Annotated in this window: 17 protein-coding genes; 14 read left to right on the forward strand and 3 right to left on the reverse strand. The window is 62.1% G+C overall.

Going from position 1 to position 15,238, the window contains the following annotated elements; all coding sequences use genetic code 11:
- Positions 1–180: 180 nt before the first annotated feature.
- From ACVOK8_RS17650 to ACVOK8_RS17665, 4 genes are all read left to right on the forward strand, one after another.
- Positions 181–507 carry a metalloregulator ArsR/SmtB family transcription factor gene (locus tag ACVOK8_RS17650; protein WP_313169299.1) on the forward strand — a complete coding sequence of 109 codons (327 nt, stop codon included), beginning with the start codon at positions 181–183 and terminating at the stop codon, positions 505–507.
- A gap of 17 nt (positions 508–524) precedes the next feature.
- On the forward strand, positions 525–1,913 hold the full coding sequence (locus ACVOK8_RS17655; protein WP_481567959.1) for a DUF2867 domain-containing protein: 1,389 nt from the start codon (positions 525–527) through the stop codon (positions 1,911–1,913).
- Between the two features lie 104 nt (positions 1,914–2,017).
- Positions 2,018–2,419 (forward strand): OsmC family protein, encoded by a 402-nt coding sequence (locus tag ACVOK8_RS17660; RefSeq protein ID WP_481567960.1) that lies wholly within the window; start codon positions 2,018–2,020, stop codon positions 2,417–2,419.
- 6 nt (positions 2,420–2,425) lie between these two features.
- Positions 2,426–2,674, forward strand: coding sequence for a hypothetical protein (locus tag ACVOK8_RS17665; RefSeq protein WP_346499578.1), 249 nt, complete (start codon positions 2,426–2,428; stop codon positions 2,672–2,674).
- A gap of 107 nt (positions 2,675–2,781) precedes the next feature.
- Here the strand turns inward: ACVOK8_RS17665 and ACVOK8_RS17670 are convergent, their stop codons facing one another.
- The gene (locus ACVOK8_RS17670) at positions 2,782–3,573 is read right to left on the reverse strand and encodes a DUF4349 domain-containing protein (RefSeq protein ID WP_481567961.1); all 792 of its coding nucleotides are present in this window, start codon (positions 3,571–3,573) and stop codon (positions 2,782–2,784) included.
- Positions 3,574–3,854: 281 nt separating this feature from the next.
- On the opposite strand from ACVOK8_RS17670, the gene ACVOK8_RS17675 reads away from it, so the two are divergent.
- The 9 genes from ACVOK8_RS17675 (at position 3,855) to ACVOK8_RS17715 (ending at position 10,779) form a co-directional block, all read left to right on the forward strand.
- Positions 3,855–5,657, forward strand: a complete 1,803-nt coding sequence (locus ACVOK8_RS17675; protein WP_481567962.1) for a DUF885 domain-containing protein — start codon at positions 3,855–3,857, stop codon at positions 5,655–5,657.
- Positions 5,658–5,930: 273 nt separating this feature from the next.
- Positions 5,931–6,383, forward strand: coding sequence for a GNAT family N-acetyltransferase (locus ACVOK8_RS17680; RefSeq protein WP_481567963.1), 453 nt, complete (start codon positions 5,931–5,933; stop codon positions 6,381–6,383).
- A 5-nt stretch (positions 6,384–6,388) separates the two neighbouring features.
- Positions 6,389–6,871, forward strand: a complete 483-nt coding sequence (locus ACVOK8_RS17685; protein WP_481567964.1) for a GNAT family N-acetyltransferase — start codon at positions 6,389–6,391, stop codon at positions 6,869–6,871.
- Between the two features lie 22 nt (positions 6,872–6,893).
- Positions 6,894–7,289, forward strand: a complete 396-nt coding sequence (locus tag ACVOK8_RS17690; RefSeq protein ID WP_481567965.1) for a hypothetical protein — start codon at positions 6,894–6,896, stop codon at positions 7,287–7,289.
- A gap of 321 nt (positions 7,290–7,610) precedes the next feature.
- Complete coding sequence (locus ACVOK8_RS17695; protein ID WP_481567966.1) at positions 7,611–8,597, forward strand: NAD(P)H-quinone oxidoreductase; 987 nt, start codon at positions 7,611–7,613, stop codon at positions 8,595–8,597.
- 149 nt (positions 8,598–8,746) lie between these two features.
- Entirely contained in the window at positions 8,747–9,328 is a 582-nt protein-coding gene (locus ACVOK8_RS17700; protein ID WP_481567967.1) for a TMEM175 family protein, read from the forward strand.
- A gap of 124 nt (positions 9,329–9,452) precedes the next feature.
- The gene (locus tag ACVOK8_RS17705) at positions 9,453–9,908 is read left to right on the forward strand and encodes an iron chaperone (RefSeq protein ID WP_481567968.1); all 456 of its coding nucleotides are present in this window, start codon (positions 9,453–9,455) and stop codon (positions 9,906–9,908) included.
- 51 nt (positions 9,909–9,959) lie between these two features.
- Complete coding sequence (locus ACVOK8_RS17710) at positions 9,960–10,460, forward strand: hypothetical protein (protein ID WP_481567969.1); 501 nt, start codon at positions 9,960–9,962, stop codon at positions 10,458–10,460.
- Positions 10,461–10,482: 22 nt separating this feature from the next.
- Positions 10,483–10,779, forward strand: a complete 297-nt coding sequence (locus tag ACVOK8_RS17715; protein WP_481567970.1) for a hypothetical protein — start codon at positions 10,483–10,485, stop codon at positions 10,777–10,779.
- Between the two features lie 185 nt (positions 10,780–10,964).
- Here ACVOK8_RS17715 and ACVOK8_RS17720 read toward each other — a convergent pair whose 3' ends face one another.
- Together ACVOK8_RS17720 and ACVOK8_RS17725 are read right to left on the reverse strand one after the other, a co-directional pair.
- The gene (locus tag ACVOK8_RS17720) at positions 10,965–12,797 is read right to left on the reverse strand and encodes an ABC transporter ATP-binding protein (protein ID WP_481567973.1); all 1,833 of its coding nucleotides are present in this window, start codon (positions 12,795–12,797) and stop codon (positions 10,965–10,967) included.
- Positions 12,798–13,009: 212 nt separating this feature from the next.
- Positions 13,010–14,587, reverse strand: a complete 1,578-nt coding sequence (locus tag ACVOK8_RS17725; RefSeq protein ID WP_481567971.1) for a serine hydrolase — start codon at positions 14,585–14,587, stop codon at positions 13,010–13,012.
- Between the two features lie 103 nt (positions 14,588–14,690).
- Here ACVOK8_RS17725 and ACVOK8_RS17730 point away from each other — a divergent pair, with 103 nt between their 5' ends.
- Entirely contained in the window at positions 14,691–15,119 is a 429-nt protein-coding gene (locus ACVOK8_RS17730; protein ID WP_481567972.1) for a VOC family protein, read from the forward strand.
- Positions 15,120–15,238: the final 119 nt, after the last annotated feature.

The raw sequence follows: 15,238 nt of genomic DNA on the forward strand, positions 1-15,238 counted from the left end.
CTTTGCGGCCCGCCCTGCGCCCCGCCCCCCAAGGCACGCGTGTCGCACCGCGTCGCTCCGTCTGTCGTCCGCAACCCACACCCCGCCGGCGCCGCCCGCCCCCCCACTACAGCTACACCGCTTGACATGCGCAGGCAATCAGGCGCTTAATTAATTAACGAATTAGTTAATTCATTACCAATGCCTGCCGACCAGATCTTCGAAGCCCTTGCCTCACGTCCGCGCCGGGAGATCCTGGCGTATCTGTCGGCGCAGGAACTCACCGCAGGCGAGATTGGCCAGCGTTTCGAGATGAGCGCGCCGGCCATCTCGCGCCACCTGTCGGTTCTCACCGCCGCCGGACTGGTCACCAGCGAGCGCCGCGGCCAATTCGTTTTCTATCGGCTTACCCCGGACAACATGGTCAACACCTTGAGCCGCTTCGCCTTCGAGGTCTGCCCAACAGCAGGCCCGCTGCAGCGCGAATCACGTCGCAATGCCAAGACCAAGGCAAAACCCGCCAGCTGACTACCACGAGGCATCGCATGGAACGCAGTCGCACTTCGAACGAAAGCAGCTTTCCGCATGTCTCGATCAATGCCAGTGATGGTAGCCGTGCCGCGGAAGTCACACTATTGACCCAACTGGATGTGGGCGCCGGCGATGCAGTTGCAACAGCAGCAGGTGCACGCCAAGCCCAGCATGCGCATTTCAACGATGCGCTGGACGAGCCTTCGGCGCGGCTTTCAGCACCCAACGTGGCGGCCGGCGACAACGCCGCGCTCTACACGTTCTCGGTGGGTCGCAATGGTCATCCATTCCATCGTCATGCTGCACCGCGTGTGTTCACCGCGATCAGCGGCAGCGGCGGCGTGCGCCTGCGCTTCATCGCCGCCGGTTCGGCCTACGACACGCCGCAGGATATCCAGCAGGCCCTGCGCCACGTCGAGATTCCCGCCGATTGTCTGTTCACCGTGCGCATGGCCGCCAACACTTGGCACCGGTTTGAGCCGCTGCGCGGCAATGGCAGGCATCCAGCCTTGTTCGCGATTTCCTGCCATCCGGACGAAACCGCAGGCGCGCTGGGTCCCGCACTGCAGGCACAGGTCATGCGCGGCGAGGCCGACCTCGCCAGTCTCACTGAACTGATGCCGGCAGCACTGCAGCAGCACACACAACAGGCGCAGGTGTGGACCAGCGTACTCAGCTTTGATCCGCTGCCTCGGCAAGCCCGGGCCTGTGCACATCTGCGTCGTCATGCCGGACAGGTGCGCCAGCTGCTGGTGCAACTCCACCCACGCAACGGCACCCGTTCGCACCGACTGCCCACCCTGCAAATACACAGCAGCCATCAGCTGCCGCCAGACTCCCTGCTGGCCAAGCAACTGCCGCGTCACCACCACCAGGATCACGTGGAGGTCCAGCTCGATCAACGCTGGCTCGGTGGCAGTAATCCGGAACAGCTGCTGGCAGCCTTGCTCAACGCCTTCATCCAACAACCTGCCGACAGCGTCAGCGGCCTGATGCGGCTACGGAATCTGCTGGCGCGGCCGTTGCGACTGCGCACCTCGTCTTTGGGCTGCCCGGTGTCGTCACTGTTGAGCGATGCGCCAACCGAACGCTTTGTCCAACGCTTCCCGGTGCTGGCCTCTTCCATCAAGGCCAACTCGGCGCAGGTGCTGCTCGGTGCCGATGATCGCCACCTTCAATTCCGCTCCAGCGTTGCGGTGCAACGCGATGGCGAGCGGATCACCTTCAGCCTTTCCACCCGCGTGTATTGCCGCAATCCCTTCGGGCATCTGTACATGGCAGCGGTGGATCCGATGCATCGCCACTTCATCGCGCCGAGGATGCTGAAGACCGCGGTCAATTGCCTGCTTGAGGAAGCCGCAGTTGCCCATCACGCTGGAACGGCAGCCATCGTGACGATGTGAACGATGGCATCGTTCAGCCGATGGGACGATGCAGGCAATAAACGGTGACTACCCGAGTCGCCTGTATCGCAGTAGTTTGACGGTTCGTTCCGAAGGAGGCTGTCATGGCCCACGTCACCATTGAATCAACTGCAAGCAACTACGCCCATCGCATCAGCAACGGCGTCCACAGTCTTGTTGCCGATGAGCCAGCCCGGCTGGGTGGGCAGGACGCGGGCATGGCGCCCTTCGATCTGTACCTGGCATCGCTGGCAGCCTGCACTGCGATTACCTTGCGGATGTATGCAGAGAAAAAAGGTTGGGAGCTGGGTGAGTTCAACGCTGATCTCACATCCAGCCGCGATGAAGCCGGTAAGCTGCAGGTGCACCGCATTCTTTCCGCTACCGGCGCGTTGACCGACGAACAATGGGAACGACTACTCGACGTAGCCACCCGCACACCGGTCACCAAGGTGATGGGCGAAGGTGCAACCATCACCAGCGAACACCGCGCCCTGAAGAGTTGAGACGCCATGTTTACGATTGTTGTGATCTGGGATGCAGACAACGCCGAAGTGACGCAATGGGATGAAACCCCGTGGGTCGCTACCTGGAAGGACCGCGAAGTGTCATTGCGCGCGGGTCCGCGCGAGCGGGTGGATGCCAATGGCGTCAGCAGCCAGGTGGCGGTCTATCTGCCCGATGAGTTCAACGAGGAAGAGTTCCAGGAACTGTTTGCCGCGCATGAGAAGCGCATTCCGGAGTTGCATCTGCATGGCTGATGCTTGATGTGGGCGCGGGCCGTTTGTAGGAGCGGCGTAAGCCGCGAAGCTTGCCATGTTTCAGATCATCAGCTTCGCGGCTCACGCCGCTCCTACAAAACCAATGGTTACTTCTTCTTGCGGCGACGCCACCACAGGCGCAGCAGCCATGCCAGGAAGCCACCAACCAGAATCAACGGCAGCAGGCCGGCTGCGATGCGAATCACATAAGCCACGCTGGTGGTGAATATCTCGCCGAAATCGCCGAACGCCCGGCCAATCTCACTGCGGTTGCGCTGGCTGTTGGTCGATTCAATGTTGATGGTCACCAACTGCGTATCGATGCGACGGTGCTGCTGCGCCGAATCACGATTGGCCTGCTGCAGGCCCGCCTCGATCTCCGACAGACGCTGCGAAATCGTCAGCAGATCCGCCACCGCCAGATCCTTGCGCTGCTGATACTCGAGCAGACGCTCGTGCTCGGCCTTCAAACGGTCCTGCATCAACTGGGTATCGGCCACCTGCTGGGCCAGATCCTCGGCCTCGGTGTTGCGGGTGGTCACCTCGCCCTTGTCGCTGGCCAGCGCAATCAGCGGCTCCACGCCCTTGGGGGCGACCCGCACCTTGACCGAACCGCGGGGCGTATCGCCGCCCTGCTGGGACACATTGAGCACCGCGCAGTCACCAAACTTGGCGCTCTGGCAGGCATCGGATACAGCCTTCACCCTCGGCGCGATATCCTTGCCCGGCAACTGCAGCTGTACCGTGTGCTCGTAGGCTAGGAAAGCACCTTCCGGGGATTGCACCGCATCGGCTGCTACCGCCGCGCTCTCGGCCGCCATATCGTGTTTGGCGCAGCCAGCGAGCGCCAGCAGCGCGCCCAGTGCCAACGCCAAAGTACTTCCGTGCAATTGCTTCATGCGTCCATGTTCCAGGTGGTTTTGTGGCGGCAGCATAGCGACTTGGCTGAATACGAAGGCTAAAAATTTGTGCAGAGCCGGGTAGCCCGGGTAAGCGCAGCGCACCCGGGGTCCTGTTTCAACGGGCTCAGCACATCCCCGGGTGCGCTGCGCTTACCCGTGCTACATGATTGCCGCCCTTGCAAACCGCCCGTTTCGGCAAGCCACCACCAACCAACGGCATGTGCGCCGCTTGCCCAGTCCGCCTATGCTCGGGGATTCCCCTAATAACAGGATCACCGATGCGCAAGCACCTGCTCGCCGCCGCCCTGCTCGCCAGCCTCGCCGGCTGCCAGAGCGGCGACGCCCCGACCGCTCCGTCCGCCACCACCGAGCAGGCTGGGCAGGCCCAGGCCGACGCCCAGTTCGCCGAGCTGTCGAAGAAGGCACTGGACACCTGGATGCAGCTGTCCCCGGTCAGCGCCACCCAGATCGGTGATCACCGCTACGACAGCCAGCTGGATGACCTGAGCGCCGCCGGCCAGCAGAAGAGCCTGGACGCCAGCAAGGCCCTGCTCGCCGAGCTGGACAAGCTCGACGTCAGCAAGCTCGGCCGCGAGAACCAGGTGGATGCCGCGATCCTGCGCAACCAGTTGCAGTCGGACATCTGGTCCAACGAAACCATGCAGTCGTGGAAGTGGGACCCGCAGGTCTATAACGGCCTGGCCGGCAGTGCCATCTATGGCCTGATGGCGCGCGAATTCGCACCGCTGCCGGAGCGCCTGAAGTCGGCCACCGCCCGCATCGAACTGATCCCACAGATCTTCGCCGCCGCCCGTGCCAACCTCGACCCGGCGCGCGTGCCGAAGATCCACGCCGAAACCGTGGCCAAGCAGAACCGCGGCATCCTCAGCCTGGTTGAAACCTTCATCGTGCCCAACATCGGCCAGCTCGAAGCCGCCGACCAGGAACGCCTGAAGACCGCCATCGCCACGCTGACCACGGCAGTCGAAGAACAACAGACCTGGCTGGACAAGACCCTGGTGCCGAATGCCAAGGGCGAGTTCCGCATTGGCGCTGAGAAGTACGACCAGAAGCTGAAGTTCTCCTTGAACTCCTCGCTGTCGCGCGCCGAGATCGGTGAGCGTGCCCGCGCCGAGCTGAGCCGCGTGCGCAAGGACATGTACGGCATCGCCCAGGTGGTGTTGAAGGACAAGCCGGATGCGCCGGAAATGCCGGCCAACCCGACCGACGACCAGCAGCAGAAGGCGATCGAAGCCGCGCTGGAACTGGCCTATGCCGACAAGCCGGCCCGCGACAAGGTCGTGGACGATGCCAAGGCTGCGCTGGACCAGTCCACCGAGTTCGTGCGCAAGCATGACCTGATGACCCTGCCCGACGCACCGGTCGACATCATCCTGATGCCGGAATTCCAGCGTGGCGTGGCCGTGGCCTACTGCGACTCGCCGGGCCCGTTGGACAAGAACCTGAAGACCTTCTACGCGGTCTCGCCGATTCCGGACGACTGGAACGACAAGCAGGTGGATTCCTTCCTGCGCGAATACAACAGCCGCATGATCCACCTGCTGTCCATCCACGAAGGCACGCCGGGCCATTACCTGGAAGGCTGGCACTCGGGCAAGTTCCCGTCGACGCTGCGCGCGGTACTGCGCTCGGGCCTGTTTGCCGAAGGCTGGGCGGTCTACACCGAACGCATGATGCAGGAACAGGGTTACCTGGATAACGACCCGCTGTTCCACCTGGTGCAGCTGAAGTTCTACCTGCGCACCATTGCCAATGCCATCCTCGACCAGGGTGTGCACGTGGACAACTGGAGCCGCGAGCAGGCCATGCATCTGATGACCCACGACGCCTTCCAGCAGGAAAGCGAAGCCTCCGGCAAGTGGGTGCGCGCACAGCTCACCTCCGCCCAGCTGCCGACCTACTTCGTCGGTGCACAGGAGCACTTCGACACCCGCAAGGCAGTGGAAGAAAAGCAGGGTGCCAACTTCAACCTGAAGGCCTACCACGACCAGATGCTGTCCTACGGCGCACCGCCGGTGCGTTTCGCACGCCAGCTGATGCTGGAACAGCCGATCGAATAAGGGCGGTCGAGTTGTCTACTGAAAAGCCCGGGCAATGCCCGGGCTTTTCTTTGTGCGTTCTTTCATCACGCGCCAATTGTATGCCCCACTTTGTTTGTAGGGGCGGCGTAAGCCGCCGACTCTTTTTTGCCCTCCCATACCTCTTCTTTCACCGTCATGGCGTTGGCAATCACTGCTCGCAATTTGCCAAGCTCTCACCCACACGATAAAACGATAGTTGGCAGAAATGCTGGAGGCATCCCGATACGAACCCTGCATCGACCAAGAAACGAGATGACCACGGAAATCTACAACATCAGCCACGCCACGCCTTCGGTCGAGGTCTATCAGCATCTCCGCCAAGCCGCCGGTCTCAGCGCCAAGACACAGGAAGCCGCGAGCCGCGGCCTACCCAATTCACTGTTCGCCGTGCAGATCACCCTTGCCAACGAAACCGTGGCAATGGGTCGGGTAATCGGTGATGGCGGCACCTTCTATCAAGTGGTGGACATCGCCGTACTGCCAGCACATCAAGGTCGCGGCCTCGGCAAAAAAGTCATGGGAGAGATCCAAGCCTATCTGCAGCGCGAAGTTCCCGCCTCCGGCTATGTAAGCCTGTTGGCCGACGGCGAGGCGTATCGGCTCTATCAGCAGTTCGGCTTCTCGCTGACCGCGCCTGCGACTGTCGGCATGGCATTGAAGAGGGCAGAAGGCTCCTCCCTCCCCTCCTGCGAGCAGAGCCAGTAAGCACCATGCTGACCGTACGTCCACTAGCCCATAATGACCTGCACGCCGCCAACGCAGTGTGCATCAGCGCGTTCATGGCGTCGGTGGCCCCGACCCTGGACGAGGAAGGCATCAACACGTTCCTCGCAATTGCAGCCACCGAAGCGTTTGCCGCACGCATGGCCCAGGACAACCTGATCCTGCTCGCCGAACGCGATCAAGAGGCGGCCGGCCTTATCGAGCTGAAGCAAGGCCGGCACCTGGCCATGCTGTTCGTGGCACCCGACCGACAGCGGCAGGGCGTTGGTCGGCAGCTGCTGGCCGCTGTACTTCCGCATGTCCATGGCGACCTGCTGACGGTGAGTGCGGCATTGCCTTCAGTAAGTGCCTATCTGGACTACGGCTTCGAATGCTGCGGTGACATCGGCCGATCCGCAGGCCTGACCTACCAACCCATGCAGTTGCATCTGCCCCCAGCGCCACTCGCATCTGCAGCAACCATGTCCTGACGTGGACAGAGGTATCCACAACATGATGCGTTCACGAGATGAAAACCTTCAGCTTGCCCATGCCGTGCTCGACTGGAATCGTCGGCACCTCAACGCAGCATCGGTGTTGGACGAGTCCATCATCAGCGAGTGTTTTGCCGAGCATTTTGTGGTGGAGCCCAACGGTCGCAGGTACGAAGCCACCCGTGCCACCTACCTGGAATTTCTCAATGGCATGAAGAAAGGCATGCGCAGCATCGACTACGAGGTGGTGCACACGTTGGCTGACGCACAGAGCGTCGCCTTCGCCATGCTCGCCCATATCAGCGATAACAACGGCCACCGGGAGAGCTTCCAGGCGATGCTGCTGATGCAGTTCGACAACCATGGAAAAGTCAGCCTCTGGCATGAAGTCTACGTGCCACTGCCGTCGCACTGAGTTCGTCGCCAAACCGGCGCGTGGGCGCTCCGGCGCCCCGAAACTGTATGGCGAGCCAGGCCAGCGAAGGCACCACCTGTCGGCGGACGCAAAAAGCAGAAAAAAAGCTGGCGATGTCAACGTTTCGGGTTTTCCGGATTTCAACCGGATAATCATTCCGCTCTATGCCCTATCTGTTGTCAGCCAAGTCACACATAACCTTGCATGGCACACAAAATCATATGTGAATTGATGTTTGAAGAAAGACATGAGCGCTATCGTCGAGCGGGTCGAACATCCCGACGCGCGCATGAAAGCTACTCAATGATGATTCCCCGGAATATGCAACTGATCAAGGTTTCGGATGCAGGTGATGCCAACAACCTGCAGCTGGCAACCGGCCCTACTCCCAAGCCACGTGAAGGCGACGTACTGATACGCGTCGCCGCTGCAGGCATCAATCGTCCCGATCTATTGCAGCGCCGCGGCCTGTATCCGCAACCAGCCGATGCTTCGGAGATTCTCGGGCTCGAGGTTGCCGGCACCGTGGTCAAAACCGCAGCCGACGTTCAGTCGCCACGCGTTGGCGATCGCGTCTGTGCACTCCTGGCGGGCGGCGGCTACGCCGAGTACGCAACCGCGTCTGCGCTGCAATGCCTGCCCATTCCTGCGCGCCTGTCCATGCTGGAAGCCTGCGCTTTACCGGAAACCTTCTTCACCGTCTGGTCCAACCTGTTCATGCCCGGCCACCTCGCAGCGGACGAAAGCATCCTCATCCATGGTGGCAGCAGTGGTATCGGCACCACCGCCATTACGCTTGCGCATGCCTTTGGCGCCCGCGTCATCGCCACCGCCGGCAACGACGAAAAGTGCACTGCCTGCCTGCGATTGGGCGCGGACCATGCAATCAACTACAACACCCAGGACTTCGTCAGCGAGGTCCGCAGCATCCAACAAGGCGGTGGCGTGGACGTGGTGCTGGATATCGTCGGCGGCGACTACTTCGCCAGGAATCTGGAGCTGTTGAACCTGCACGGACGTATCATCCAGATCGGCGTGCAGGAGGGATCCGAAGTGACACTTCAATTGCGCACCCTGATGCAGAAGCGCGCCTCGGTCAGCGGCTCGGCACTGCGTCCGCGCAGCGTCGCCGAGAAGGCCGTCATCGCCCAGCAACTGCGGCAGCAAGTGTGGCCATTGATCGAGTCGGGCAGGATCCGCCCGCCCTTGATCGACAAGGTGTTCCACCTGGACAAGGCTGCACAGGCACATGCATGGATGGAGCGCGGCGAGCATATCGGCAAGATCGTGCTGCAGGTGGCGCACTGATACAACAGCCAGACATCCGGCATGGATACCGACCGAGGCTATCCCTTCGCTTTCCCCCCGTTGCTCCAACCCCGTCAAACACACCGCCACCACGCTCCCGCATGCTAGCTTCCCGCCAAACCACATGCGCAAACCGGCAGGAGCTGACAATGGGCAAGGGCCGGCTTGAAGCCTTCAGTGATGGCGTCATGGCCATCATCATCACCATCATGGTGCTGGAGATGCGTCCGCCGGAAGGTGCCACGCTGGACGCGCTGCGGCCGCTGCTGACCACCCTGCTCAGTTACCTGCTGAGCTTCGTCTACGTCGGCATCTACTGGAACAACCATCATCACCTGCTGCAGGCCTGCCAGAAGGTCAACGGCAGCGTCCTGTGGGCCAACCTGCACCTGTTGTTCTGGCTCTCGCTGCTGCCGTTCGCCATGCATTGGATGGACGACTTCAACAAGCAACCACTACCGAGCGCGCTTTACGGCTGCATCCTGTTGGCGGCAGCCGTCGCGTACTGGATCCTGCAGCGCAGCATCGTCGCCGCCGACGGCGAGAACTCGCGCCTGCAACATGCCTTGGGCAAGGACTGGAAAGGCAAGCTGTCGCCACTGCTCTACATCAGCGGCATTGCACTGAGCTTCGCCAATGCGCATATGGCACAACTGGTGTACGCAGCTGCAGCCTTGCTCTGGTTGATCCCGGACAAGCGTATCGAGCGCGAGCTCGGGCAGGCTGGCTAGGCCATCAAGCTTGGCCTGCCAGCAATATCCCGACAAACTGCTGAGCGCCAGCTCCGTCGCTTCACATCTGCGCAGCCGGCTTGAGGTAAAAAGCCCTGCCCTTCCACCCTTTTCAGGAACGTCAATGGCCGCGTCCAAATCCACCGGGTTTACCGTCGAAGAACAGGCCGCGATGAAGGAGCGCGCGAAGGAGCTCAAGGCCGAGGCCAAAGCCGGCAAGCTGAAAGCCGACGGCGAAGCCGAGCTGCTGACCAAGGTTGCCGAGATGCCCGCCGCCGAGCAGCAGATGGCGCGACGCCTGCATGCCATCGTCACCGCCACAGCTCCTTCGCTCACGCCGAAGACCTGGTACGGCATGCCGGCCTATGCGCGCGATGGCAAGGTGGTGCTGTTCTTCCAGGGAGCCAGCAAGTTCGGCGCGCGCTATTCCACGCTGGGCTTCAACGATACGGCGATGCTTGATGACGGCCCGATGTGGGCGACCTCTTTCGCCCTTGCGGAACTCAACCCCGAGGTCGAAAAGAAGATCACTACCTTGGTCAAGAAGGCGATGCGCAAGCGCGGCAGCAGTCTGCAGTAGTTCAATCGATCATTTGCCGCTATGGTTGGCGGCCCTTCAATGATCGAATGCATGTCTGCCTGGACCTGGTTGTTTCCGCGTACGTCCGTGAGCTTTGCCAGCTCGCTCACAGCGCAACAGGCCGCCGAGGCCCTGCGCGCGACGATTTCACGACGTAACTTCACCGCCAGCGGCACGATCGCCGGGTCGGTGGGCAGTGTGCGCGTGCATCTGTATCACCGCACGCTTATGCGCAATTCGTTCAAACCGCATTTCCGCGGCAGCCTGCATGCGACCACACAGGGCTGCGAGCTCCGCGGTTCCTTTGCGCTGCCCTGGCTGGTCAAAGCCTTCATGGTGTTCTGGCTCGGTTTCTGTGTACTTTGGAGCGTACTCACCGCCATCCAGGTTGGCAGGGTGGATCTGCTGTTCCTGTTGCCTGCAGCGATACCGGGCATTCTGATGCTGGGTTTCGGCATCGGTCTGGTACGGCTGGGCCAACATCTGGCCAACGATGACCCAGCCACGGTGTCACGGATGATCCGGCAGGCATTACAGTCACCCTCTGTCTGACCCCAACCGCGAGTATCCCCGCTTGTCCAACCATGACGACACCGCACTGGAACTGCAGAAGCTGCAGTTCGAAGTGATGCAGCAGTTGGAAGTCATTGCCGATGACATCAAGGCCGGGCGGCTGGGCGCAGATGAAGGTTCAGCCAAGGCCAAAGCCGTCATTGCGGCCAGCGAGCAGCAGCGTGTTGCCATGTTCAACGCCGCGATCAGTGCCAACCACCGCCAGCGCAGGCGCGCCTGGCTGTTCGCGCTGATGGTGGTCGTCGCCATCGCAGCGGTGCTGGCCGGTCTGTTGCTGGCACGCATGGCAGCAGCCTGACCATGTAGTGCCGAGCCATGCTCGGCAGGAGCCTCACCAGCCATCCTGTAGGAGCGGCGTAAGCCCTCCCCTTCGCTGCGCCAAAGAGAGGGAGCGTAGTGCCGAGCCATGCTCGGCATTGGGCTCTAGCGGTAACGCCTCAGCCGAGTATGGCTCGGCACTACAGAGACGCGGGCACTACCGGCTCAGCCCTCGGCCGCCACAAACCCGCCGGTCTGTCGCGCCCACAGCCGCGCATACAGTCCGCCTGCCGCAACCAGCTCGGCATGCGTGCCGGTCTCGACGATCCGGCCCTGGTCCATCACCACCAGCCGGTCCATGCGCGCGATGGTCGACAGGCGATGCGCAATGGCGATCACGGTCTTGTCGCCCATCAACTCATCCAGGCTGTCCTGGATCGCCGCTTCCACTTCCGAATCCAACGCCGAGGTTGCTTCATCAAGGATGAGGATCGGCGCGTCCTTCAGCAATACGCGGGCGATGGCGATACGCTGGCGCTGTCCACCGGACAGCTTCACTCCACGCTCGCCAACATGGGCGTCATAGCCCTGCCGGCCCTGCCCGTCCACCAGTGAATCGATGAAGCCGTCGGCACGGGCCTTGGCCACGGCAGCGCGCAGCTGTTCTTCGCTGGCATCCGGACGGCCGTACAGCAGGTTATCGCGGATCGAACGATGCAGCAGCGAGGTGTCCTGAGTAACCACGCCGATATTCGCGCGCAGGCTGTCCTGGGTGACATGGGCGATGTCCTGCCTATCAATCAGTATCCTGCCGCTCTCCAGGTCGTACAGCCGCAGCAACACGTTGACCAGCGTGGACTTGCCGGCGCCCGAAGGCCCGACCAGGCCAATCTTCTCGCCCGGCCTCACCGCCAGGTTCAAGCCAGCCATCACCCCGCCGCGCTTGCCGTAATGGAAGTGCACGTTCTGGAAATCCACCGCGCCAGCAGTGACAAGCAGCGGCTTGGCATCGGCCGAATCCTGCACGCTCAGCGGCTGGGCAATGGTCTCCATGCCGTCCTGCACGGTGCCAATGTCCTCGAAGATGCCGTTGATGGTCCACATGATCCAGCCGGACATATTGTGAATCCGAATCACCAAACCAGTTGCCAAGGTGATCGCACCGACGCTGATCAGGCTGTCCTGCCATAGCCACAAGGCCAGTGCACAGGTACCGACGATCAGGAAGCCATTGAGGATGGCGATGACCATTTCCAGCCCGGTGGTGATGCGGGTCTGCGCACGGTGCTTCTCGGCCAGCTCCTGGATGGCCTCGGCAACGTAGCGCTGCTCGTGGCCGCTGTGTGCGAACAACTTCAGCGTTGCGATATTGGTATAGCCATCGACGATGCGGCCCATCGCCCGCGAGCGTGCATCCGATGCAATCCACGCGCGGTGCTTCATGCGCGGCACGAAGTACACACCAATACCGACATACGCCACCAGCCAGATCGCCAGAGGCAGCATCAAACGCCAATCCACCTGCGCGAACAGGTACAACGCGGTGCCGGTATAAACCACGATGTACCACAGCGAATCCACCATCTGCACCGCAGACTCGCGCAGTGACGTACCGGTCTGCATCACCCGATTGGCGACGCTACCGGCAAAATCATTCTGGAAGAAACTCAGGCTCTGCCGCACCACATGGTTGTGCATCAACCAGCGCGAGCGGTTGCTCAGCCCCGGGACGATCGACTGGTTGACCAACAGATTGTGCAATGCCACCAGTAGCGGCCTGGCCAGCAAAGTGATGCCTGCCATCCACAGCAACTCGCCGGCATTGCGCTGGAAGAAGCCCGGCCCGGAACCACCGGCCAGCATGTCGACGATGCGGCCGAGGAAGTCGAACATCGCCACTTCCACCAAGGCAAGCAGCAGACCAGCGATCAGCGTGGCCAGCAGCACCGGCCAAACCGGGCGCAGGTAATGCAGGTAGAAACGCACCACGCCACGCGGCGGCGTGCGCGTATCCACCGGCGGGAAAACGGGAATCAGGGATTCGAACCAGCGCAGCATCGCCACGGCCTGTAAAACCAGAACAGGCCGCGATTGTCCCATCGCGGCCTGTGTTGTGTCTGTCTAGGCGATGTATGGCTGTGCGGGCGGCAAAAAGTTACCGTGTTGTGGGAGCGGCGTCAGCCGCGAAGCTGGCGCTGCATCCGCAGCCCTGATCAACTGCCAGCTGATGATCCATCTGCTTCGCGGCTTACGCCGCTCCTACAAGCGGCTTATTCCGCCTTCGGCTTCAGCAACAGGTCCTGGAAGTCGAAGCTGAAGTCGGTCAACGAGGACACGGCCTGCATCCGCACCTCGCGCACCTTGCCGTCCGGGTCCAGACTGAAATTGACGAAGGCATCGGCATTGAGCGAGCGGTTGTCCCAGCGCACGATGAAGGTGTCATGCTGCCAGTGCTCCATCGTCCCGACCAGATCCGCTGTCGCGCCAAAGCGCAGACGCAGCTTGCCGCCCTGCTGCTCCACGAACACATCGCCGTACCAGGCATCCCGGTAAGCACCGGAATAACCGGACAACGGCAGCGACGGCTTGCTCTTGGCGTCCCGTGCGGCCACATGCTTGTCCCAGCCTTCGTCCGCATTACCCTGCGCCTTGGCCACGCCAGCTGCGTAAGCGGCCACCCAGTCATTGCCCTGCGCACCGAGCATTGCATCCAGCACGCTCATGGTGATCGCATTGAAGGCTGCTCCGGATTCCTGATTGGTCAGCACCACCACGCCCAGGTTCTGCTCGGGCACCAGGGTCAGACGCGACACCTGACCCGGCCAGCCGCCGGTGTGCCACACCAGCTTCTGCCCACGATAGTCGCTCAGGCTCCAGCCTTCGCCGTAACCGGCGAAGTTCGGCCGTGCCGGCGCCAGCTCGGGCACCGATGACTTGGGCACAACCTGCGGGATCTGCATCTGCCACATCTGCTGTTGGGTCTTCTCGGTGAACAGCGGCGTGCCATCGGCGAGCTTGCCTTCGGCCAGCTGCACGTTCATCCACTTGGCCAGGTCATGCACGCTGGAATAGATGCCGCCGGCACCAGCGTTGTTGGACCAGGTCAGCGGCGGCACCGGACGCAGGTCCTTGAAGTCGTACTTGGCGTGACCCACGGCAGCCTTGTCACCCGGCTGCAGATGATCCGCGTTGTAGCGCGTATCGTTCATGCCAACCTTGTTGAAGATGCGCTGCTGCAGGAAGTCGGCGAACGACTGCCCGGATACCTTCTCGATCACCTGCTGGGCTACTGCATACAGGATGTTGTCGTAGGCATAGCGGTCACGGAAACCATTCTTCAGCGGCACCTGCGCCAGCCGCGCAACCACTTCTGCATTGCTGTAACGGGTGGTCGGCCAGAACAACAGGTCGCCTGCGCCCAGGCTCAGCCCGCTGCGGTGCGAGAGCAGGTCGCGGATGCGCATCTCGCCGGTGACATAGGGATCGGACATGCGGAACGACGGCAGGTGATCGACGACCCGGTCATCCATCTTCAACTTGCCCTCTTCTGCCAGCAGGTTCAGCGAAGTAGCGGTGAAGGCCTTGGTATTGGAAGCGATGGCGAACAAGGTATCGGCCTGCACCGGCTCGGGCTTGCCCAGTTCACGCAGGCCCCAGCCACGCTCCAGGATCACCTTGCCGTCCTTGACCACGGCAACGGCCACGCCGGGTACGTCGAACTGCTGGCGCACGCGTTCCACCGTGGCGTCCAGCTGCTGCAATTCCGTCGGCACTGCCTCCTGTGCGGAGGCCATCGGTGCCACCACGCCCATTGCGAGCACCAGCCCGCCACCCAACCAACTATTCAATGCGCTCTCCCTTTTGTGTCGATGCCGGCCGCGAGCCGGTCTTCTCGCGATGGTAACGCGAGCGCGCCCACCCTCGCCTTTCCGCAACTGCCCAGAAGCGACCATGGACCTCGCCGCCCGCACCACCGCCACCATCATTCCCTGCCTGCGCTACCGCGATGCACCGGCCGCCATCGAGTGGTTGTGCACGGCCTTCGGCTTCCAGCGTCATGCGGTGTACCAGGACGGCGACGTGGTGCAGCACGCACAGCTGGTATTCGGCAACGGCATGCTGATGCTGAGCTCGGTCCAGCCCGGCGAGTGGGGCGGCAATATGATTCAGCCCGATGAAGTCGGCGGCATGGAGACCCAGAGCGCCTGCGTGATCGTCAATGATGCCGATGCGCACTACGCGCAGGCCAAGGCCGCTGGTGCGGAGATCGTGATGGAGATCGCCGACCAGGACTACGGCGGCCGCGGCTACGCCTGCCGCGATCCGGAGGGTCATCTGTGGTGGTTTGGCAGCTATGACCCGTGGGCGCCCAGCGTGTAGTGCCGAGCCATGCTCGGCAGAGGCGTTACACGTAGCGATTGGGATTGCTTGTAGTGCCGAGCCATGCTCGGCAGAAGCGTTACACGTAGCGATTGGGATTAGTGGTAAAGCCCCCGCCG

It is taken from the genome of Stenotrophomonas sp. STEN083 (assembly GCF_056759195.1).